The organism is Pseudomonas karstica (assembly GCF_009707515.1).
In the GTDB taxonomy this organism is placed as follows: domain Bacteria; phylum Pseudomonadota; class Gammaproteobacteria; order Pseudomonadales; family Pseudomonadaceae; genus Aquipseudomonas; species Aquipseudomonas karstica.
Window position 1 is genome coordinate 16,677 of the sequence record NZ_WLYI01000046.1, and the last position, 20,193, is coordinate 36,869.

The 20,193-nt window shown below is 59.7% G+C and carries 16 protein-coding genes; 13 read left to right on the forward strand and 3 right to left on the reverse strand.

From position 1 onward, the window contains the following. Positions 1–34 precede the first annotated feature (34 nt). A complete protein-coding gene (locus tag GIR22_RS23970; protein WP_154745752.1) occupies positions 35–1,384 on the forward strand; it encodes a CoA transferase in 1,350 nt (449 codons plus the stop codon). A gap of 91 nt (positions 1,385–1,475) precedes the next feature. Here the strand turns inward: GIR22_RS23970 and GIR22_RS23975 are convergent, their stop codons facing one another. Continuing rightward, positions 1,476–2,327, reverse strand: coding sequence for a DNA-3-methyladenine glycosylase family protein (locus GIR22_RS23975; protein WP_154745770.1), 852 nt, complete (start codon positions 2,325–2,327; stop codon positions 1,476–1,478). A gap of 2 nt (positions 2,328–2,329) precedes the next feature. Beyond that, positions 2,330–3,757 carry an arginine-ornithine antiporter gene (gene arcD, locus GIR22_RS23980; protein ID WP_154745753.1) on the reverse strand — a complete coding sequence of 476 codons (1,428 nt, stop codon included), beginning with the start codon at positions 3,755–3,757 and terminating at the stop codon, positions 2,330–2,332. Between the two features lie 446 nt (positions 3,758–4,203). On the opposite strand from arcD (GIR22_RS23980), the gene arcD (GIR22_RS23985) reads away from it, so the two are divergent. The 12 genes from arcD (GIR22_RS23985) (at position 4,204) to GIR22_RS24040 (ending at position 18,662) form a co-directional block, all read left to right on the forward strand. Then, entirely contained in the window at positions 4,204–5,631 is a 1,428-nt protein-coding gene (gene arcD / locus GIR22_RS23985; protein ID WP_154745754.1) for an arginine-ornithine antiporter, read from the forward strand. A gap of 24 nt (positions 5,632–5,655) precedes the next feature. Then, positions 5,656–6,912, forward strand: a complete 1,257-nt coding sequence (arcA, locus tag GIR22_RS23990; RefSeq protein WP_154745755.1) for an arginine deiminase — start codon at positions 5,656–5,658, stop codon at positions 6,910–6,912. A gap of 69 nt (positions 6,913–6,981) precedes the next feature. Then, the gene (locus tag GIR22_RS23995) at positions 6,982–7,992 is read left to right on the forward strand and encodes an ornithine carbamoyltransferase (RefSeq protein WP_154745756.1); all 1,011 of its coding nucleotides are present in this window, start codon (positions 6,982–6,984) and stop codon (positions 7,990–7,992) included. A 155-nt stretch (positions 7,993–8,147) separates the two neighbouring features. Further along, positions 8,148–9,077 (forward strand): carbamate kinase, encoded by a 930-nt coding sequence (arcC, locus tag GIR22_RS24000; protein WP_154745757.1) that lies wholly within the window; start codon positions 8,148–8,150, stop codon positions 9,075–9,077. A gap of 63 nt (positions 9,078–9,140) precedes the next feature. Beyond that, positions 9,141–9,503 carry a DUF5064 family protein gene (locus GIR22_RS24005; RefSeq protein WP_154745758.1) on the forward strand — a complete coding sequence of 121 codons (363 nt, stop codon included), beginning with the start codon at positions 9,141–9,143 and terminating at the stop codon, positions 9,501–9,503. Between the two features lie 121 nt (positions 9,504–9,624). After that, positions 9,625–11,133: a sigma-54-dependent transcriptional regulator gene (locus GIR22_RS24010; RefSeq protein WP_154745759.1), complete on the forward strand. Its 1,509-nt coding sequence runs from the start codon at positions 9,625–9,627 to the stop codon at positions 11,131–11,133. A 405-nt stretch (positions 11,134–11,538) separates the two neighbouring features. Next, complete coding sequence (gene gcvH / locus GIR22_RS24015; RefSeq protein WP_154745760.1) at positions 11,539–11,922, forward strand: glycine cleavage system protein GcvH; 384 nt, start codon at positions 11,539–11,541, stop codon at positions 11,920–11,922. 10 nt (positions 11,923–11,932) lie between these two features. Next, the gene (gene gcvP / locus GIR22_RS24020) at positions 11,933–14,782 is read left to right on the forward strand and encodes an aminomethyl-transferring glycine dehydrogenase (protein WP_154745761.1); all 2,850 of its coding nucleotides are present in this window, start codon (positions 11,933–11,935) and stop codon (positions 14,780–14,782) included. Between the two features lie 152 nt (positions 14,783–14,934). Further along, the gene (locus tag GIR22_RS24025) at positions 14,935–16,311 is read left to right on the forward strand and encodes an L-serine ammonia-lyase (RefSeq protein ID WP_154745762.1); all 1,377 of its coding nucleotides are present in this window, start codon (positions 14,935–14,937) and stop codon (positions 16,309–16,311) included. Positions 16,312–16,351: 40 nt separating this feature from the next. Then, positions 16,352–17,476, forward strand: a complete 1,125-nt coding sequence (gcvT, locus tag GIR22_RS24030) for a glycine cleavage system aminomethyltransferase GcvT (RefSeq protein WP_154745763.1) — start codon at positions 16,352–16,354, stop codon at positions 17,474–17,476. A gap of 387 nt (positions 17,477–17,863) precedes the next feature. Beyond that, positions 17,864–18,076 carry a cold-shock protein gene (locus GIR22_RS24035; RefSeq protein WP_154745764.1) on the forward strand — a complete coding sequence of 71 codons (213 nt, stop codon included), beginning with the start codon at positions 17,864–17,866 and terminating at the stop codon, positions 18,074–18,076. A gap of 97 nt (positions 18,077–18,173) precedes the next feature. Continuing rightward, a complete protein-coding gene (locus tag GIR22_RS24040; protein ID WP_154745765.1) occupies positions 18,174–18,662 on the forward strand; it encodes an RDD family protein in 489 nt (162 codons plus the stop codon). 49 nt (positions 18,663–18,711) lie between these two features. On the opposite strand, the gene nadA is transcribed toward GIR22_RS24040, so the two are convergent. Continuing rightward, positions 18,712–19,770 carry a quinolinate synthase NadA gene (nadA, locus tag GIR22_RS24045; protein WP_154745766.1) on the reverse strand — a complete coding sequence of 353 codons (1,059 nt, stop codon included), beginning with the start codon at positions 19,768–19,770 and terminating at the stop codon, positions 18,712–18,714. Between the last annotated feature and the right edge of the window lie 423 nt (positions 19,771–20,193).

Below are 20,193 nucleotides of genomic sequence, written 5' to 3' on the forward strand. Positions count from 1 at the left end.
TCTATGCTGGCCCTTCTCTCAAGGAGGGCCTTTGATGACTGACCTGCTCACTTGCATCCAAACAGCACTCGCTCTGCCATGTACCCCACCAACCTTCACTGGGGCCGGCGCCCTGCCCTCGACCTTTGCCGTGACCGAACTGGCCGGCGCCAGTATCGGCGCCGCCGGCCAAGCCGTCGCCTACCTGTTGCACCAGCAAACCGGGCGTTTGCCCACGATCTGCGTAGACCAGCGCCTGGCCTCGTTCTGGTTCTCTACCTCGCTGCGTCCCGTCGGCTGGACCGTACCGCCGCTGTGGGACCCGGTCGCCGGGGATTACGCCAGCGCAGACGGCTGGATTCGCCTGCACACCAACGCACCTCACCACCGTGCCGCCGCCGAGCGAGTGCTGGGCCAGGCCGCCGAGCGTGAGACGATGGCACTCAAGGTTGCCCAATGGAACGCGGCCGAACTGGAACAGGCAATTGTCGACGAAGGCGGCTGCGCGGCGCAGATGCGTTCGTGGCAAGACTGGCAAGCCCATCCACAGGGTATGGCGGTCAATCAGGAACCACTGATCCAATGCCGGGCCAGCAATGCAGTCAGCAAAAAAGCTTGGCTTGGCTCAGTGGCACGCCCCTTGGCGGGCATTAAGGTACTGGACCTGACCCGCGTATTGGCTGGCCCGGTGGCCAGCCGTTTCCTCGCAGGATTAGGCGCCGATGTAATGCGTATCGACGCCCCCGACTGGAACGAAGCGGGCGTGGTACCGGAAATGACCTTGGGCAAACGCTGCGCCCGCCTGGACCTGAAAAGCCCAGGCGACCGGCAGATTTTCGAAGGCCTGCTCAAACAGGCCGATATTCTGTTGCATGGCTACCGCGCCGATGCGCTGGAGCAACTGGGCTACGCACAGGCCCAATTGCAGCTTCTGGCGCCGGGACTGATCGACGTCAGCCTCAACGCTTATGGCTGGAGCGGCCCGTGGCGCAATCGCCGGGGCTTCGACAGCCTGGTGCAGATGAGCTGCGGCATTGCCCACGCGGGCATGCAGTGCAAACAGGCGGAAAAACCAGTGCCGCTGCCATTACAGGCGCTGGACCATGCCACCGGCTACCTGATGGCGGCCAGTGCGATTCAGGCATTGAGTGAGCGCCTGAGGTCAGGACGTGGCGGGTCGGCGCAGTTGTCATTGGCGCGCACGGCGAAGCTGCTGGTGGACGCCGGACAAGGCACCGAGCAACCGGCGCTGCGAGCCGAAGAGCCTGCGGATCAGGGCTTGGTGGTGGAGCAAACGGCCTGGGGCCCCGCTCACCGATTGCTGGCACCGCTGACCATCAGCGGCACGCCGTTGCAGTGGGATTTGCCGGCGGGAGAGTTAGGCTCGCATCGCCCCCAGTGGTGACTTGAATACTTGCGAGCGAAAAACCCGAGAGCGCCGCTGGGTGTCAGGCTTCCCGCGTCATCGTTCACGACCTTCGCGAGCAAGCTCGCTCCTACAGGGAACTCCACAAATGCTGCGCCGCATAGGCCCGCAGCGGCCGCCAGGCCTCGGCCCGCGCCAGCAACTGGCGCGCGCTCACGGGGCCGCCTTCCAATGCTGCCAACGCATTGATCAAGCCGATATCCCCCGACGCAAACGCATCCGGCTCACGCATCTGGCGCATGGCGATGTATTGCGCGGTCCAGTCACCGATCCCCGGCAAGGCCACCAACCGTGCCACGCCTTCCTTGAGGCTGGCCTTGGGCTGAAACAGCTGAGGGTCATCCAACAACGCCTGGGCCACCCCCGACAAAGTTCGCCCACGGGCTTTCGGCATACCGAGGGTTGCCAGGTTTGCCGCCGCTAACACTTCGGGTATGGGGAAAACATGAGTCACGCCAAGGTGTGGCGTTTCCAACGGCCAGCCGTATTGCGCAACCAGCTTGCCCGCCAAACGAATCGCCGCAACCACCGTAATCTGCTGTCCCAGTACCGCCCGAATCGCCACTTCCAGGCCGTCCCAGGTGCCAGGCACCCGCAATCCCGGACGCGCCGCCACCAGCCGCGCCATCAAGGGGTCGCTCGCCAGTTGCTGATTGATTGCCTGCAGATCAGCATCGAGATCAAACATCGCGCGCAGACGCCGGACAATCTCCGGCAAGGCATCCGGTTCAGGGAAGTCGACCGTCACCTCAAGCCAATCCCCCTCGCCCGGCTCAACGCAGATCCAGCCATGCAGCCCATCGACACTGATGCTGCGCGTATACACACCCGCCGCCACCGTCTCCAACCCGCTGATCGCCCGCGCCGACAAAAAACCCAGCATTACGTCCCAGTCGTAGGGCCCTTGATACGCCAACCGCAGCTTCATAACGACAACACCCCACTGTACAGCCCATACGCCGCCAAGCCCGCGCCAGCAATCAAGCAGCCGAAAATGCCTTTTTCAACAGGAGTAAACAAGGGCTGGCCCTGCTCCCGTTTGGCCAGGGCAAACAGAATCACTCCTGGCGCATACAACAGAGCCGACAACAGCAAGTACTTCAATCCACCGGCGTAGAGCAGCCAGACCGCATACCCCAGGGCGATCAGCCCCACTAGCAGGTCTTTCATGCGCGCATGATGAGCGCCTTCATAGGTTTCACCGCGCCCGCTCAACAACACCGCATAGGCTGCCGACCACAGGTAAGGCACCAGAATCATCGACGACGCGAGGTAGATCAGCGTGGTGTAGGTGCTGGCCGAGAACAGGGTGATCACCAGGAAAACCTGGATCATCACATTGGTCAGCCACAACGCATTGACCGGTACATGATTGATATTTTCCTTTTTCAGGAACGCCGGCATGGTCTTGTCCTGTGCAGTGGCATAGAGGATTTCTGCACAAAGCAGCGCCCAGGACAGCAGCGCACCGAGCAGGGAAACCGCCAAGCCGATACTGATCAATACCGCGCCCCAGGGACCGACGATATGCTCCATTACGCCCGCCAGGGATGGGTTCTGCAAGGTGGCAAGTGTAGGTTGGCTCATGATCCCCAGGGACAACACGTTCACCAGGATTAGCAGAGCCAGCACCCCGACAAAACCAATCACCGTGGCGCGGCCCACGTCCGAGCGGTTCTCGGCCCGCGCCGAATAGACACTGGCCCCCTCGATACCGATAAACACAAACACCGTGACTAGCATCATGTTGCGCACCTGATCCACCACGCTGCCCAAATCCGGGTTGTTTAGTCCCCAGATATCGCGAGTGAAAATATCGGCCTTGAACGCCACCGCGGCGATGACAATAAACATCAGCAACGGCACCACCTTCGCCACGGTGGTGATCTGGTTGATGAACGCGGCCTCCTTGATCCCACGCAGCACCAGGAAATGCACCGCCCACAGCAACAGCGAGGCGCAGCCAATGGCAATGGGCGTATTGCCCTGGCCGAACACCGGAAAGAAATAGCCCAGCGTGCTGAACAACAGCACGAAGTAACCGACGTTGCCCATCCAGGCACTGATCCAGTAACCCCAGGCGGACGAGAAACCCATGTAGTCTCCAAAACCAGCCTTGGCATAGGCATACACGCCGGAGTCCAGTTCAGGTTTGCGATTGGCCAGGGTCTGGAACACAAAAGCCAGGGCCAGCATGCCGACAGCGGTAATTACCCAGCCGATCAACACCGCACCGACCTCCGCCCGCGCCGCCATGTTCTGCGGCAATGAGAAGATTCCGCCACCGATCATCGACCCCACTACCAGCGCAATCAATGCGTTGAGTCGAAGTTTTTGCGTGGGGTGCGACATGGGTTACTCCAGACAATGAAAACGGCCATACGACTTTGCACTCACCGGATGGATGAAGTGAGCCAGCGCTTTATTAGATATAGCGAATAAAAAACAACGTTTCATAACTTAAAGGCATGTCAATAAATAGAGTTTAGGCAAATTAAGAATTTTAGTTAGGTATTGAAGTTTTCCGACTGCTGGCTATTTAACAATCCCCGCTAAAAAGGTTTGCACTTCCAGGAAAACAGGCTAGCGTCAAACGTCCACGCACATGAGAAGCGCTGTCATTTAATTTAGTAGAAGGCTCTGGCAAGCCATTCTTAGTGGCATCGTATCGCCTGCGGCTTTTCATCATAAGTGATTAATCCACAACGGAATGTTCCAATGAAGTGATCTGAGTCAGTTGTTTGATTTGTGCACGGTTTTATTCTGTGGCCTCTCTTCTCCTGCATTGGAGTCATGCAATGACTGAATCTTGCGGAAAACTTCGACTGGGTGCGTTGGTTGCACTTGTCGTGGGATCAATGATTGGTGGCGGGATCTTCTCACTTCCACAAAACATGGCCGCCAGTGCCGATGTCGGCGCGGTGTTAATTGGCTGGGTAATTACCGCTATCGGCATGCTGACCCTGGCTTTTGTGTTCCAGACCCTAGCCAATCGCAAGCCGGACCTGGACGGTGGGGTTTACGCTTATGCCAAGGCCGGATTTGGCGACTACATGGGCTTCTCGTCCGCCTGGGGTTACTGGATCAGTGCCTGGTTGGGCAACGTCGGTTACTTCGTACTGCTGTTCAGCACCCTGGGTTACTTCTTTCCGATCTTCGGCGAAGGTAATACCCCGGCCGCGGTGATCGGCGCCTCGGTACTGCTGTGGGCCGTACATTTCCTGGTACTGCGCGGGATCAAGGAAGCCGCATTCATCAACCTGGTGACCACCGTCGCCAAGGTAGTGCCGCTGGTGCTGTTCGTGTTGATCGCAGTATTTGCCTTCAAACTGGAGATCTTCACCGCCGATATCTGGGGTATCAAGAACCCGGACCTGGGGAGCGTGATGAACCAGGTGCGCAACATGATGCTGGTCACCGTCTGGGTATTCATCGGCATCGAGGGCGCGAGCATCTTTTCGTCCCGTGCCGAAAAACGCTCCGACGTCGGCAAGGCCACCGTGATCGGCTTTATCACCGTGCTGCTGTTTCTGATGCTGGTGAACGTGCTGTCCCTGGGGATCATGACCCAGCCGGAATTGGCCAAGCTGCAGAACCCGTCGATGGCCGCCGTGCTGGAGCACGTGGTAGGCCACTGGGGAGCGGTGCTGATCAGTGTCGGCTTGATCATTTCCTTGTTGGGCGCACTGCTGTCGTGGGTGTTGCTGTGCGCGGAGATCATGTTCGCCGCCGCCAAGGACCACACCATGCCAGTTTTTTTGCGCCGGGAAAACGCCAACCACGTGCCGGTCAACGCCCTGTGGCTGACCAATGCCATGGTGCAGATTTTCCTGGTGATTACCCTGTTCTCCGCCAGCACCTACCTGTCGCTGATCTACCTCGCCACCTCGATGATTCTGGTGCCTTACCTGTGGTCGGCGGCCTATGCACTGCTGCTGGCGGTGCGCGGAGAGAGCTACGAAAACGCCCTGGCCGAACGCAAGAAGGACCTGTTCATCGGCGCCGTCGCACTGATCTACGCGGTCTGGCTGCTGTATGCCGGCGGAATCAAATACCTGCTGTTGTCTGCCCTGCTCTATGCCCCCGGCGCGATCCTGTTCGCCAAGGCCAAGCGAGAACTGGGCAAACCGATTTTCACTCACGTCGAGAAGTTGATTTTCGCCGCCGTGGTCATTGGCGCCCTGGTGGCGGCCTATGGGCTCTACGACGGTTTCCTGACTCTGTAGTTTTTGCTCACTGGAGGATCTGTAATGACCACGGAAAAAGTTAAGTACGGCGTACATTCCGAAGCCGGAAAACTGCGCAAAGTCATGGTGTGCTCCCCAGGTTTGGCCCACCAGCGGCTGACCCCCAACAACTGCGATGAACTGCTGTTCGATGACGTGCTCTGGGTGGCTCAGGCCAAGCGTGACCATTTCGACTTCGTGACCAAGATGCGCGAGCGGGATATCGATGTGCTGGAAATGCACAACCTGTTGACCGACATCGTCGCCATCCCCGAAGCGCTGGACTGGATCCTTGAGCGCAAGATCACCGCCAACCAGGTGGGCCTGGGCCTGGTCAACGAAGTCGGTTCGTGGCTGCGCAGCCTGGAGCCGCGCAAGGTCGCCGAGTTCCTGATCGGTGGCGTTTCTGCCGATGACTTACCTGATAGCTTCGGTGGCAAGACCATCGAGATGTTCCGTGACTTTCTCGGCCACTCCAGCTTCATTCTGCCGCCGCTGCCCAACACCCAATTCACCCGCGACACCACCTGCTGGATCTACGGCGGCGTGACGCTCAACCCAATGCACTGGCCGGCGCGGCGCCAGGAAACCTTGCTAGCCAGCGCCATCTACAGATTCCACCCCGAGTTCACCAACGCCGACTTCCAGATCTGGTACGGCGACCCGGACCAGGAACACGGCAACGCCACGCTGGAGGGCGGCGACGTAATGCCCATCGGTAACGGTGTAGTGTTGATCGGTATGGGCGAGCGCTCGTCCCGCCAGGCTATCGGCCAGTTGGCGCTGAACCTGTTCAAGCACAAGGCAGTGGAGCGCGTGATCGTCGCCGGCTTGCCGAAATCCCGCGCCGCCATGCACCTGGACACGGTGTTCAGCTTCTGCGACCGCGACCTCGTCACCATATTCCCGGAAGTGGTCAACCAGATCGTCGCCTTCAGCCTACGCCCTGACGAGAGCAAACCCGGCGGCATCGACGTGCGTCGCGAAGACTCAAATTTTCTCGACACCGTAGCCGCCGCACTGAACCTGAAAACCTTGCGCGTCGTCGAGACCGGCGGCAACAGCTTCGCCGCCGAGCGTGAGCAGTGGGATGACGGTAACAACGTGGTGGCCGTGGAACCGGGCGTGGTGATCGGTTACGACCGCAACACCTACACCAACACCCTGCTGCGCAAGGCTGGTGTGGAAGTCATCACCATCAGCGCCAGCGAACTCGGCCGGGGTCGCGGCGGTGGTCACTGCATGACCTGCCCGATCATTCGCGACCCTATCGACTACTAACCTATTGGTCTTGGCTGGCGCTTACCCAGCGCCGGCCAAGGGGATAACCTACACCTGAGGAGATCCACCATGGCTTTTAATATGCGCAACCGCAGCCTGCTGTCGCTGATGCACCACACCACCCGCGAGTTGCACTACCTGCTGGACCTGTCCCGCGACCTCAAGCGCGCCAAATACACCGGCACCGAGCGTCCGCACCTGCAAGGCAAGAACATCGCGCTGATCTTCGAAAAAACCTCGACCCGCACCCGCTGCGCGTTCGAAGTAGCAGCCCATGACCAGGGCGCTCACGTCACCTACATCGACCCGGTGTCATCGCAGATCGGCCACAAAGAGAGCATGAAAGACACCGCCCGCGTTCTCGGCCGGATGTTCGATGCCATCGAGTACCGTGGCTTCGAGCAGGAAATCGTCGAGGAACTGGCCAAGTTCGCCGGTGTGCCGGTGTTCAACGGCCTGACCGCTGAATTCCACCCGACCCAAATGATCGCCGACACCCTGACCATGCGCGAACACAGCGACAAGCCACTGCATGAGATCAGCTACGCGTACCTGGGCGACGCGCGCTACAACATGGGCAATTCGTTGCTGATGATCGGTGCCAAGCTGGGCATGGACGTGCGCATTGGCGCGCCAAAAGCCCTGTGGCCCCATGATGACTTCATCAAGCAATGCCAGGCCTTTGCCGAGGAAAGCGGCGCACGCATCACCATCACCGAAGACCCTGCCGAGGCCGTCAAGGGCGTGGACTTCATCCACACCGATATCTGGGTGTCCATGGGTGAGCCGGTGGAGGCATGGGACGAACGCATCGAGCAACTGCTGCCGTACCAGGTCAACGCCAAGATGATGAAGACCTCGGGCAACCCTCGAGTGAAGTTCATGCACTGCTTGCCAGCGTTCCATAACAGCGAGACCAAGGTCGGCAAGGATATCGCCGCGCGGTATCCAAACCTGGCCAATGGCGTGGAAGTGACCGAAGAAGTGTTCGAGTCGCCAGCCAACATCGCCTTTGAGCAGGCGGAAAACCGCATGCATACCATCAAGGCGATTCTAGTGTCAGCGTTGGCGGATATCTAACCGTCGGCACAACCCACTGTAGGAGCGAGCTTGCTCGCGAAGAACTCAAGGACACCGCGTCCATTCAAAATGCACGCGTTATCGTTGACCTCCATCGCGAGCAAGCTCGCTCCTACAAGGAATCGTGAAATCACGAATTCTAGAAGGACACTCTGATGCGTATCGTAGTTGCACTGGGCGGTAACGCCCTGCTCCGCCGTGGTGAACCCATGACGGCGGACAACCAGCGCGCCAACATCCGAATCGCCACTGAACAAATCGCCAAGATCCACCGTGGCAACCAACTGGTCATCGCCCACGGCAATGGCCCGCAAGTGGGCCTGCTGTCGCTGCAGGCGGCGGCTTACACCCAGGTCTCGCCTTACCCGCTGGATGTGTTGGGGGCTGAAACCGAAGGCATGATCGGCTACATCATCGAACAGGAACTGGGCAACCTGCTGGACTTCGAGGTGCCATTCGCCACCCTGCTGACCCAGGTGGAAGTGGATGCCAGGGACCCTGCGTTCCAGTCCCCCTCCAAACCCATCGGCCCGGTCTATTCAAAAGCCGAGGCTGAAAAACTGGCCGCCGAAAACGACTGGGCCATCGCCCCCGATGGCGACAAGTATCGTCGTGTGGTCGCCAGCCCCCGCCCCAAGCGCATTTTTGAAATCCGCCCGATCACCTGGCTGCTGGAGAAAGGCAGCATCGTCATCTGCGCCGGCGGTGGCGGAATCCCGACGATGTATGGCGAAAACGGCAAACTCAAAGGCATTGAAGCAGTAATCGACAAGGATCTTTGCTCGTCGCTATTGGCCGAGCAGTTAGGCGCCGATTTACTGGTGATTGCCACCGACGTCAACGCGGCCTTTATCGACTTCGGCAAACCCACCCAGAAAGCCATCGGCCAGGCCCATCCCGACGAAATGGAAAAACTGGGCTTCGCCGCCGGCTCCATGGGACCCAAGGTCCAGGCAGCGTGCGAGTTCGCCCGCCAGACTGGCAAAACCGCAGTGATCGGTTCACTCTCGGACATCGAAGCCATCGTCCGGGGCAGCGCCGGCACACGTATCAGCACGGCAAAACCCGGCATCACTTACCTGTAGCACGCTCGTTGGGGCAGGCGCTGCGCCTGCCCTTTCTCCCATGCCTTTGAAGGAGAAACGCCCATGGCCACGTTTGAACCCGGACACCTGCACATCGAGCGCCACGCGCTGACCAAGGACGACTACAGCTACAACCTGTGCATCGACTACGAAGTCAGCCAGGACCCCCATGAAGGCAAAGGGATGCTGTTCAAGATGCAGGGCTCGGTGCAGGGCAAGGACCTCAAGGAAGAGTTCTTCCTGCCCAAGGACCAGGCCTTCGACTTCGCCCGGCAGGCCATGAAGATCGCGCAGAAGTACGGCATGCCGAAGATTGCCGTGTTGAACGGCTCGATGCACAAGCAGTACGACCTGATGTTCGAGGATGTGCGCCATCAACTGGATGTGAAACCGGGGGATCCGGTCAAACCCGAACACCTGGAATAACCTGGTTTTGATCGTCGATCGTTCCCACGCATGGGAACGATCAATACCCGTCAGATTTCACCTCTGCCCTCCTCCAAGGCATACTTGCCACCTCCCGCTTACCAGAACCGTTATCCACCCCATGCGTATCCACGTCAGCTTCATCGACCGCGTCGGCATTACCCAGGAAGTCCTGGCCCTGCTCGGTGGGCGCAATCTCAACCTGGATGCGGTGGAAATGGTACCGCCCAACGTCTACATCGACGCACCGACACTGAGCGCCGAAGTCCTGGAAGAATTGCGGGACGCGCTGTTCAGTGTGCAAGGCGTACAGGCGGTGACGGTGGTGGATATCCTCCCCGGCCAACGCCGACACCTGCAACTCGACGCCCTGCTGGCCGCCATGACCGACCCGGTACTGGCCCTGGACAGTGCCGGCAAGATCCTGCTGGCCAATCCGGCCTTGATCGCCCTGTACGGCCGCGAACCCGCCGGAGAAAGCATCGCCGAGCTGTTTGATGACCCGACATTGCTGGAGGCCTTGCTGGAGCAAGGCTTTCGCCTACCCCTACGGGAAATCAGCGTCAATGGCCAAACCCTGTTACTGGACGCCACGCCCATTACCGATGCCGGTGCCCTGCTGACCCTGTACCAACCCAACCGCCTCGGTGAACGGTTATCGGCGCTGCACCATGACCATGCCGAAGGCTTCGATGCGCTGTTGGGTGAGTCCCCGGCGATTCGTACCCTCAAGGCCCGTGCCCAGCGAGTGGCAGCCCTCGACGCACCGCTATTGATCCAAGGCGAAACCGGCACCGGCAAGGAACTCGTGGCCCGGGCCTGCCACGCCATCAGCGCGCGGCACAGCGCCCCCTTTCTCGCCCTCAATTGCGCTGCGCTGCCGGAGAACCTGGCCGAGAGTGAGCTGTTCGGTTACGCACCCGGCGCCTTCACCGGCGCCCAGCGCGGCGGCAAGCCGGGGCTGATGGAACTGGCCAACCAGGGCACGGTGTTTCTCGACGAGATCGGCGAGATGTCGCCGTATCTGCAGGCCAAGTTGCTGCGTTTTCTCAATGACGGCAGCTTTCGCCGGGTGGGCGGCGACCGTGAGGTCAAGGTCAATGTGCGTATCCTCAGTGCCACTCACCGCGACCTGGAAAAGATGGTCAGCGAGGGCACCTTTCGCGAAGACCTGTTCTACCGCCTGAACGTACTCAACGTCGATGTCCCGCCCCTGCGCGAACGGGGCCAGGACATCCTGATGTTGGCACGCTATTTCATGCAGCAGGCCTGCGCGCAGATCCAGCGCCCGGTCTGCCGCCTGGCACCCGGCACTTACCCGGCGCTGCTGGGTAACCGCTGGCCGGGCAATGTGCGACAACTGCAGAACGTGATCTTCCGCGCCGCCGCTATTTGCGAAAGCAGCCTGGTGGACATTGGCGACCTGGACATTGCCGGCACCTCGGTGGCGCGCCAGAGTGATGGTGAGGTCGACAGCCTGGAGCAAGCGGTGGAAGATTTTGAGCGCGGGTTGCTGGAGAAACTCTACGCCAGCTATCCCTCGACCCGACAACTGGCCAGCCGCTTGCAAACCTCCCACACCGCCATCGCTCATCGCCTGCGCAAGTACGGCATCCCCAACAAACCTTGATACTCCCCCTGCAGGAGCGAGGGACGCCTCGTTCTTGCTCGCGAAAACTGGAGTTCCTCACGTTATCCAGGTTTTCCGCGTCATCGTTAACGACCTTCGCGAGCAAGCTCGCGCCTACAAAAAAGCGCGACAAAAACGACCTGTAGCTGTACTGAAAGCGCTACAGCGGAACGATATCACTACACATCCTTGTTGCATGCGCCATGCAAGGCTTTGATCCTCATAGGCTTTTTTTCACGCCCTCGCCTGTATCGATATCGCTACACCCGAAAGCCATGTTGATTTATCGATATCCCGTAATCGATTGATTTATATCGATTAAAAAACATTGGCCGTGTTTTTGCTAAGTAACTCCTCATTATTCCAATCCCGCCCACCAGACGATTCTGGCCCTGAGGAGTTTCCATGAGCGAGTTGCGCTTTACTGAAGATCACGAATGGCTGCGCGCCGAAGCCGACGGCAGCGTTACCGTGGGCATTACCGCTTTCGCGCAGAATGCGCTGGGTGATGTGGTTTTCGTGCAACTGCCTGAGTTGCAGTCCTACGACAAGGGTGCAGAAGCCTCCACTGTGGAATCGGTCAAGGCGGCCAGCGGCGTGTATATGCCCCTCACCGGCGAAGTGCTGGAAGTGAACGAAAAGTTGAGCGACAGCCCGGAACTGGTCAACGAAGACCCGATGGGCGAAGGTTGGTTCTTCCGCTTTAAACCGGCTGATGCCGATGCAGTGGCTAAACTGTTGGATCAGGATGCGTACGACCGCCTGATCAAAGCCAACGCCGAAGCTTGAGGAGCGCGCCATGACCGTTAATCTGACCACTGCCAACGAATTCATCGCCCGCCACATCGGCCCGCGCCAGGACGACGAGCAACAAATGCTCGCAAGCCTGGGCTTTGACTCCCTGCAAGCCCTGAGCGCCAGCGTGATCCCGGAAAGCATCAAGGGCACCAGCGTCCTCGGCCTGGAAGATGGCCTGAGCGAAGCCCAGGCCCTGACCGCGATCAAGGCCATCGCCAGCAAGAACCAACTGTTCAAGACCTACATCGGCCAGGGCTACTACAACTGCCACACGCCGTCGCCGATCCTGCGTAACCTCCTGGAAAACCCGGCCTGGTACACCGCCTACACTCCGTACCAGCCAGAAATTTCCCAAGGCCGCCTGGAAGCGTTGCTGAATTTCCAGACCCTGATCAGCGACCTCACCGGCCTGCCGATCGCCAACGCATCCTTGCTGGACGAAGCCACCGCCGCCGCCGAAGCCATGACCTTCTGCAAGCGCTTGAGCAAGAACAAAAGCAGCAACGCCTTTTTCGCCTCTGTCCACAGCCATCCGCAAACCCTCGACGTGCTGCGCACCCGTGCCGAGCCTCTGGGCATCGAAGTGGTGGTGGGCGACGAACGCGAACTGACCGACGCCAGCCCGTTCTTCGGTGCGCTGCTGCAATACCCGGCCAGCAATGGCGATGTGTTCGACTATCGCGCATTGACCGAACGCTTCCACGCCGCCAACGCGTTGGTAGCGGTAGCCGCTGACTTGCTGGCACTGACCCTGCTGGCCCCACCGGGTGAGTTCGGTGCCGACGTAGCCATCGGCAGCGCGCAACGCTTCGGCGTACCGCTGGGCTTCGGTGGCCCGCACGCGGCGTACTTCTCCACCAAAGATGCGTTCAAGCGCGACATGCCGGGCCGTCTGGTCGGTGTTTCCGTCGACCGTTTCGGCAAGCCGGCCCTGCGCCTGGCCATGCAGACCCGCGAGCAACATATCCGCCGCGAGAAGGCCACCAGCAACATCTGCACCGCCCAGGTACTGTTGGCCAACATCGCCAGCATGTATGCCGTGTACCACGGCCCCAAAGGCCTGACCCAGATCGCCCAGCGCATCCATCACCTGACCGCGATCCTTGCCAAAGGCTTGAGCGCACTGGGCCTGAAGGTTGAACAAGAGAACTTCTTCGACACCCTGACGATTAAAACCGGCGCGCAAACCGCCGCCCTGCACGACCAGGCCCGCGCCCAGCGCATCAACCTGCGTGTAGTCGATGGCGAACGCCTCGGCCTGTCGGTGGATGAAACCACCTTGCAAGCCGATATCGAAGCCCTGTGGAGCGTGTTCGCCGGCGGCAAGGCACTGCCAGACTTCGCCGCATTGGCCGCTAAAGTTGAAGGCACCCTGCCCGCTGCACTGCTGCGCCAGTCGCCGATCCTCAGCCACCCGGTGTTCAACCGTTATCACTCGGAAACCGAGCTGATGCGCTACCTGCGCAAGCTGGCCGACAAGGACCTGGCCCTGGATCGCACCATGATCCCGCTCGGTTCCTGCACCATGAAGCTCAACGCCGCCAGCGAAATGATCCCGGTGACCTGGGCCGAGTTTGGCGCCCTGCACCCGTTCGCCCCGGCCGCCCAAAGCGCTGGCTACCAGCAATTGACCGATGAATTGGAAGCGATGCTCTGCGCTGCCACCGGTTACGACGCCATCTCCCTGCAACCGAACGCCGGTTCCCAGGGCGAATACGCAGGCCTGTTGGCAATCCGTGCCTATCATCAGAGCCGTGGCGAAGAGCGCCGCGACATCTGCCTGATCCCTTCCTCGGCCCACGGTACCAACCCGGCCACCGCCAACATGGCTGGCATGCGCGTAGTGGTCACCGCGTGCGATGCCCGTGGCAACGTCGACATTGAAGACCTGCGCGCCAAGGCCATCGAGCATCGCGAACACCTCGCCGCGCTGATGATCACCTACCCGTCGACCCACGGCGTGTTCGAAGAAGGCATCCGCGAAATCTGCGGGATCATCCATGACAACGGCGGCCAGGTTTACATCGACGGCGCCAATATGAACGCCATGGTCGGTCTCTGTGCACCCGGCAAGTTCGGTGGCGATGTGTCCCACCTCAACCTGCACAAAACCTTCTGCATTCCCCACGGCGGTGGCGGCCCGGGCGTTGGCCCGATTGGCGTCAAGTCCCACCTGACGCCGTTCCTGCCAGGCCATGCGGCCATGGAGCGCAAGGAAGGCGCGGTGTGCGCGGCACCGTTCGGTAGCGCGAGCATCCTGCCGATCACCTGGATGTACATCAGCATGATGGGCGGCGCGGGCCTCAAGCGCGCCTCGCAACTGGCGATCCTGAATGCCAACTACATTTCCCGTCGCCTGGAAGAGCACTATCCCGTGCTGTACACCGGCAGCAACGGCCTGGTGGCTCATGAATGCATCCTCGACCTGCGGCCGTTGAAAGACAGCAGCGGCATCAGCGTCGATGACGTGGCCAAGCGCCTGATCGACTTCGGTTTCCACGCCCCGACCATGTCGTTCCCGGTAGCTGGCACCTTGATGATCGAGCCGACCGAAAGCGAATCCAGGGTAGAACTGGACCGCTTCTGCGACGCGATGATCGCCATTCGCGAAGAAATCCGCGCAGTGGAAAGTGGCTCGCTGGACAAGGACGACAACCCGCTGAAAAACGCGCCGCACACTGCAGCGGAACTGGTGGGCGAGTGGACACACCCGTACAGCCGTGAACAGGCCGTGTACCCGGTAGCCTCGTTGATCGAAGGTAAATACTGGCCACCGGTTGGCCGGGTCGACAACGTGTTTGGCGATCGCAACCTGGTGTGTGCGTGCCCGTCAATCGAGAGTTACGCATAACGGCCCTGACCTTGTAGGAGCGAGCTTGCTCGCGAAGAACCAGAGAGCGCCGCGGCCATTCAGGATGAACGCAGAGCCCTCAGGTTTTTCGCGAGTTTGCTCGCTCCTACAGGGAATCGGGGTATCCAATAACAAGAAACCGGAGCCCAAGCATGTCTCTTAGCGTGTTCGACCTGTTCAAGATTGGCATCGGCCCTTCCAGTTCCCACACCGTCGGCCCGATGCGTGCAGCGGCGCGTTTCGTCGAAGGCCTCAAGCGTGACAACCTGCTGAGCGCCATCACCTGCGTCAAGGTCGAGCTCTACGGCTCGCTTGGCGCCACCGGCAAAGGCCACGGCAGCGACAAGGCCGTGCTGCTAGGACTGGAAGGCGAACATCCGGACACCGTGGATACTGAAACCGTTGCTGCGCGTTTATCGGACATTCGCAGCAATGGCCGCTTGAACCTGCTCGGAGAGCACCGCATTGCGTTCGCTGAGAAAGAACACCTGGCGATGATCCGAAAACCCCTGCCGTATCACCCCAACGGCATGATCTTCCGGGCCTTTGACGCTGCCGGCCTGCAGGTTCGCAGCCGCGAGTACTACTCGGTCGGCGGTGGTTTTGTGGTGGATGAGGACGCAGCCGGCGCTGACCGGATCGTCGAAGACGTGACCCCCTTGACCTTCCCCTTCAAAAGCGCCAAGGACCTGCTCAGCCATTGCACCACCTATGGGTTGTCCATCAGCCAGGTAATGCTGACCAACGAAAGTGCCTGGCGCCCGGAGGCAGAAACCCGCAGCGGCCTGTTGAACATCTGGCAGGTGATGCAGGACTGCGTGGAGGCGGGTTGTCGCAACGAAGGTATTTTGCCCGGAGGCCTGAAGGTCAAGCGGCGAGCGGCGGCGCTGCATCGCCAGTTGTGCAAGAACCCGGAATCGTCATTGCGTGACCCGTTATCGGTGCTCGATTGGGTCAACCTGTATGCCCTGGCAGTCAACGAAGAGAACGCCAATGGCGGGCGCGTCGTCACGGCCCCCACCAACGGAGCGGCCGGAATTATTCCGGCAGTGTTGCATTACTACATGCGTTTTATCCCGGGAGCGAACGAAGACGGCGTGGTGCGTTTTCTGCTCACTGGCGCCGCGATTGGCATCCTCTACAAGGAAAATGCCTCGATCTCCGGCGCCGAAGTCGGCTGTCAGGGTGAAGTCGGCGTGGCCTGCTCCATGGCCGCCGGTGCCTTGTGCGAAGTGCTCGGTGGTACGGTCTCCCAGGTGGAAAACGCCGCCGAGATCGGCATGGAGCACAACCTCGGCCTGACCTGCGACCCCATTGGCGGGCTGGTGCAGGTGCCCTGCATCGAGCGCAACGCCATGGGCTCGGTCAAGGCGATCAATGCGGTGCGCATGGCTTTGCGCGGCGATGGGCAACACTTCGTCTCGCTCGACAAAGTCATCCGCACCATGCGCCAGACTGGCGCCGACATGAAAAGCAAATACAAGGAAACCGCCCGTGGCGGTTTGGCGGTCAACATTATCGAGTGCTGATGCGTTTAATCGCGTCCGCACGTCTTTCAGGAGCTGAATTATGTCCACCGAAACCCTGTTGAAAACCCCACTGCACGCACTGCACCTCGAACTGGGCGCGCGCATGGTGCCTTTTGCCGGCTACGACATGCCGGTGCAGTACCCGCTGGGCGTAATGAAGGAACACCTGCACACCCGTGAACAGGCCGGGTTGTTCGATGTGTCCCACATGGGCCAGATCCGCCTGACCGGCGCCAACGCTGCCAAGGCCCTGGAAACCCTGGTGCCCGTAGACATCCTCGACCTGCCAGTGGGCATGCAGCGCTACGCCATGTTCACCAATGACCAGGGCGGCATCCTCGACGACCTGATGGTGGCCAACCTGGGTAATGATGAGCTGTTCCTGGTGGTCAACGCCGCCTGCAAGGACCAGGACCTGGCTCATCTGCGCCAGCACATTGGCGAGCAGTGCACCATCGAGCCATTGTTCGAAGAGCGCGCCCTGCTCGCCCTGCAAGGCCCGGCGGCGGTGAAGGTGCTGGCGCGCCTGGCACCTGAAGTGACGAAGATGACCTTCATGCAATTTGCCCCGTTACGCTTGCTGGGTGTGGACTGCTACGTCAGCCGCTCCGGCTATACGGGCGAAGACGGTTTCGAAATCTCGGTACCGGCCGCCAATGCTGAAAGCCTAGCGCGCAGCCTGCTGGCCGAGACCGAAGTGCAGGCCATTGGCCTGGGCGCCCGCGACTCCCTGCGCCTGGAAGCGGGCCTGTGCCTCTACGGCCATGACATGAACACCGAAACCACGCCCATTGAAGCCAGCCTGCTGTGGGCCATTTCCAAGGTACGCCGCGCTGACGGCGCGCGCGCGGGCGGCTTCCCGGGCGCCGACCGGATCTTCACCCAGCAGCAAACTGGCGTCAGCCGCAAGCGTGTAGGCCTGCTGCCACAAGAGCGCACGCCGGTACGCGAAGGAGCAGAAATCGTCGACGAACAAGGCACCGTGATCGGTAGCGTGTGCAGCGGTGGCTTCGGCCCTAACCTTGGTGGCCCGCTGGCAATGGGTTACCTCGACAGTGCATTCGTCGCGTTGGATAGCGAGGTTTCAGCGTTGGTACGTGGGAAAAAGGTGCCTCTACGTGTAAGTAAAATGCCATTCGTGCCACAACGTTACTACCGTGGTTGATTGACTGTTTCTATAAGTAACGTGGTTGCGACGAGATGCACTAATCTGTAACGCAACCGCCATAAAACAGTGCACTACCGATAGACAACGTTATGCAGGGCAACCAATAACAAGTGATCACGTCTATCGAATAAGGAAAATCCCAACTGTTGGCCAAACTGGCATAAACCCGAGTAAATCCGTAGCTTGCGCAGGGCTTGTTTTTTCTCTCTTAGTTGGCGTAGAGTTTGCCCACTGTGTTTGCATGGGTCGCTTGGAACCTGGACCTGGGCAGTAGCCAAAGTTTGCTACACCCGTTCGACGTCTCTTACTTTCCTGCAATCCAGCCCAGTGCTCTTTCATGTGAAAGGGGCTGTCATTAATTTTTGCGTCAAAGGAAAGAAGAAAATGTCTGATCGTCAGAGCGGTACCGTCAAGTGGTTTAACGACGAGAAAGGGTTTGGTTTTATCACTCCAGAAAGCGGTCCGGATCTGTTCGTCCATTTCCGCGCCATTCAGGGCAACGGCTTCAAGAGCCTGAAAGAAGGCCAGAAAGTGACCTTCATCGCCGTGCAAGGCCAGAAAGGCATGCAAGCAGACGAAGTACAAGCAGAGGGCTGAACCCCTTCTGCGACAAAAAGCCTCTGATGGTGACATCAGAGGCTTTTTTATGTGCGTTATTCCGTAAAATGGCTTTTTTCTTCCAGAGAGCCCTGCCATGTCGAAACACCTGCTGAGCCCCCTGGGCGATTTCCCCGCCGTTGGCCTGGGCCGTCGTCTGGCAGCGATGTTCTATGACTTCCTGTTGTGCACCGCCCTGCTGATCGTCACGTCGTTTATCTACAAACTGGTGTGGATCGGGTTTGTCGGCGAAGCCAAAATGCGTACGCTCTCCGAGTCCGGCGCCCTGGACGGTGATCCATTGCTGTCGACGATTCTGTTTTTTGTGCTGTTCGGCTTCTTCGCCAAATTCTGGACCCATTCCGGCCAGACTCTGGGCATGCAGGTATGGGGGGTACGGGTGCAGAACGCCGACGGCTCGCGGATCAGCCTGTGGCAGGCGTTGCTGCGGTTTGTGGTGTCGATTGCTTCGTGGCTGTGTGTGGGGCTGGGGTTTATCTGGTCGCTGTTCGACAAGCAGAAACGGGCCTGGCATGACATCTATTCGGACACACAGTTGGTGCGGATCCCGAAGAAAACCAAGTAATTGATCGTTTGATCGTTTCCACGCGGAGCGTGGGAACGATCAAAATACTTCAGGCGTTGCCGGCCAGCTTCAGGCGTGCGGCCTGGGTGAAGTCCAGCATCCGCTTGAGCGGGCGCACTGCATGGGGAATCAAGGACGGCTCGACGAAGATCTCGTTGGCCCCTTCACGCAGGCACTGCAAGGTACGCTCCAGCGTATTCATCGCCATCCACGGGCAATGCGCGCAACTGCGGCATGCGGCTCCGTTGCCAGCCGTTGGCGCTTCGATAAAGACCTTGTCCGGACACAACTGCTGCATCTTGTAGAAGATCCCGCGGTCAGTGGCAACGATAAAAGTCTTGTTCGGCAGGCGCTGCGCGGCGGCAATCAATTGGCTGGTAGAACCCACGGCGTCGGCCAACTCGATCACCGACGTTGGCGATTCCGGGTGCACCAGAATGGCGGCGTCCGGGTACAGCGCCTTCATGTCTTCCAACTGCTTGGACTTGAACTCTTCGTGGACAATGCAGGCACCGTCCCACAGCAACATGTCGGCGCCGGTCTGACGCTGAATGTAGGTGCCCAGGTGTTTGTCCGGGCCCCAGATGATGGTCTCGCCGTTGTCCATCAGGCTCTCGACGATTTCCAGGGCGCAGCTGGAGGTCACTACCCAGTCGGCACGGGCTTTCACCGCTGCCGACGTGTTGGCGTAGACCACCACGGTGCGCTCGGGGTGCTGATCGCAAAAAGCGGAAAACTCATCCACCGGGCAACCCAGGTCTAGGGAGCAGGTGGCTTCCAGGGTAGGCATCAGGATGCGTTTTTCGGGGGTGAGGATTTTCGCAGTCTCGCCCATGAAGCGTACACCGGCCACCAATACGGTCTTGGCCGGGTGCGCCGCGCCAAAGCGAGCCATTTCCAGGGAGTCGGAGACACAACCGCCGGTTTCTTCAGCCAAGGCCTGAATCGCCGGATCACAGTAGAAGTGAGCCACCAGCACCGCGTCTTGAGCCTTGAGCTCGGCAGCAATGGCGGAACGTAAACCCGCTTCCTCATCAGCACTGAGCACCCTGGGTTGCTTGGCGTCGAGGTGGGCTTGAACCAAAAGGCGTTCGGAAATTTGCGTCATGTTCGCAAGACCTGCAGGCGCAGTTGCGCGAAAGTCGAGTGTACCACCGGCTCTGGCCCCCTTGAGGGTACCGCCGGACGAAGTGATTGTGTTCATCAAGCACGGTGAAGCTGCGCAAGGCTACAGAATATCGATTGGATTCAAAAGCCTAATGTGGCGATATGGCAGTGGTTGCGGGCTGAGCCTTGTCGAGACCGAAACGGTCTGCCTGCCCGTTTTACCCTGGCGCATGGGACGTAATGCTCCTCTCGCACCGGAGGCATTTCATTCGTTATTTTAACTACTTAAAGCAGCAAGCGACGACATATCCAATCTATTCAACCATGGATACCCCACAAGGTTTACTCCATAGTTTCCACCATCAAGAACACCTGTTTTCATATATAAAACTTTGCCTTTACCAAGCGTTTTCAGACGACGCCT

Coding starts and splice junctions, on each gene's coding strand:
- gcvP (WP_154745761.1), top strand. CDS start 11,933: ATGACCGTTAATCTGACCACTGCCAACGAATTCATCGCCCGCCACATC.
- GIR22_RS24010 (WP_154745759.1), top strand. CDS start 9,625: ATGCGTATCCACGTCAGCTTCATCGACCGCGTCGGCATTACCCAGGAA.
- arcC (WP_154745757.1), top strand. CDS start 8,148: ATGCGTATCGTAGTTGCACTGGGCGGTAACGCCCTGCTCCGCCGTGGT.
- arcA (WP_154745755.1), top strand. CDS start 5,656: ATGACCACGGAAAAAGTTAAGTACGGCGTACATTCCGAAGCCGGAAAA.
- nadA (WP_154745766.1), bottom strand. CDS start 19,770: ATGACGCAAATTTCCGAACGCCTTTTGGTTCAAGCCCACCTCGACGCC.
- arcD (WP_154745753.1), bottom strand. CDS start 3,757: ATGTCGCACCCCACGCAAAAACTTCGACTCAACGCATTGATTGCGCTG.
- gcvH (WP_154745760.1), top strand. CDS start 11,539: ATGAGCGAGTTGCGCTTTACTGAAGATCACGAATGGCTGCGCGCCGAA.
- GIR22_RS24035 (WP_154745764.1), top strand. CDS start 17,864: ATGTCTGATCGTCAGAGCGGTACCGTCAAGTGGTTTAACGACGAGAAA.
- arcD (WP_154745754.1), top strand. CDS start 4,204: ATGACTGAATCTTGCGGAAAACTTCGACTGGGTGCGTTGGTTGCACTT.
- gcvT (WP_154745763.1), top strand. CDS start 16,352: ATGTCCACCGAAACCCTGTTGAAAACCCCACTGCACGCACTGCACCTC.
- GIR22_RS23970 (WP_154745752.1), top strand. CDS start 35: ATGACTGACCTGCTCACTTGCATCCAAACAGCACTCGCTCTGCCATGT.
- GIR22_RS24005 (WP_154745758.1), top strand. CDS start 9,141: ATGGCCACGTTTGAACCCGGACACCTGCACATCGAGCGCCACGCGCTG.
- GIR22_RS24040 (WP_154745765.1), top strand. CDS start 18,174: ATGTCGAAACACCTGCTGAGCCCCCTGGGCGATTTCCCCGCCGTTGGC.
- GIR22_RS23995 (WP_154745756.1), top strand. CDS start 6,982: ATGGCTTTTAATATGCGCAACCGCAGCCTGCTGTCGCTGATGCACCAC.
- GIR22_RS24025 (WP_154745762.1), top strand. CDS start 14,935: ATGTCTCTTAGCGTGTTCGACCTGTTCAAGATTGGCATCGGCCCTTCC.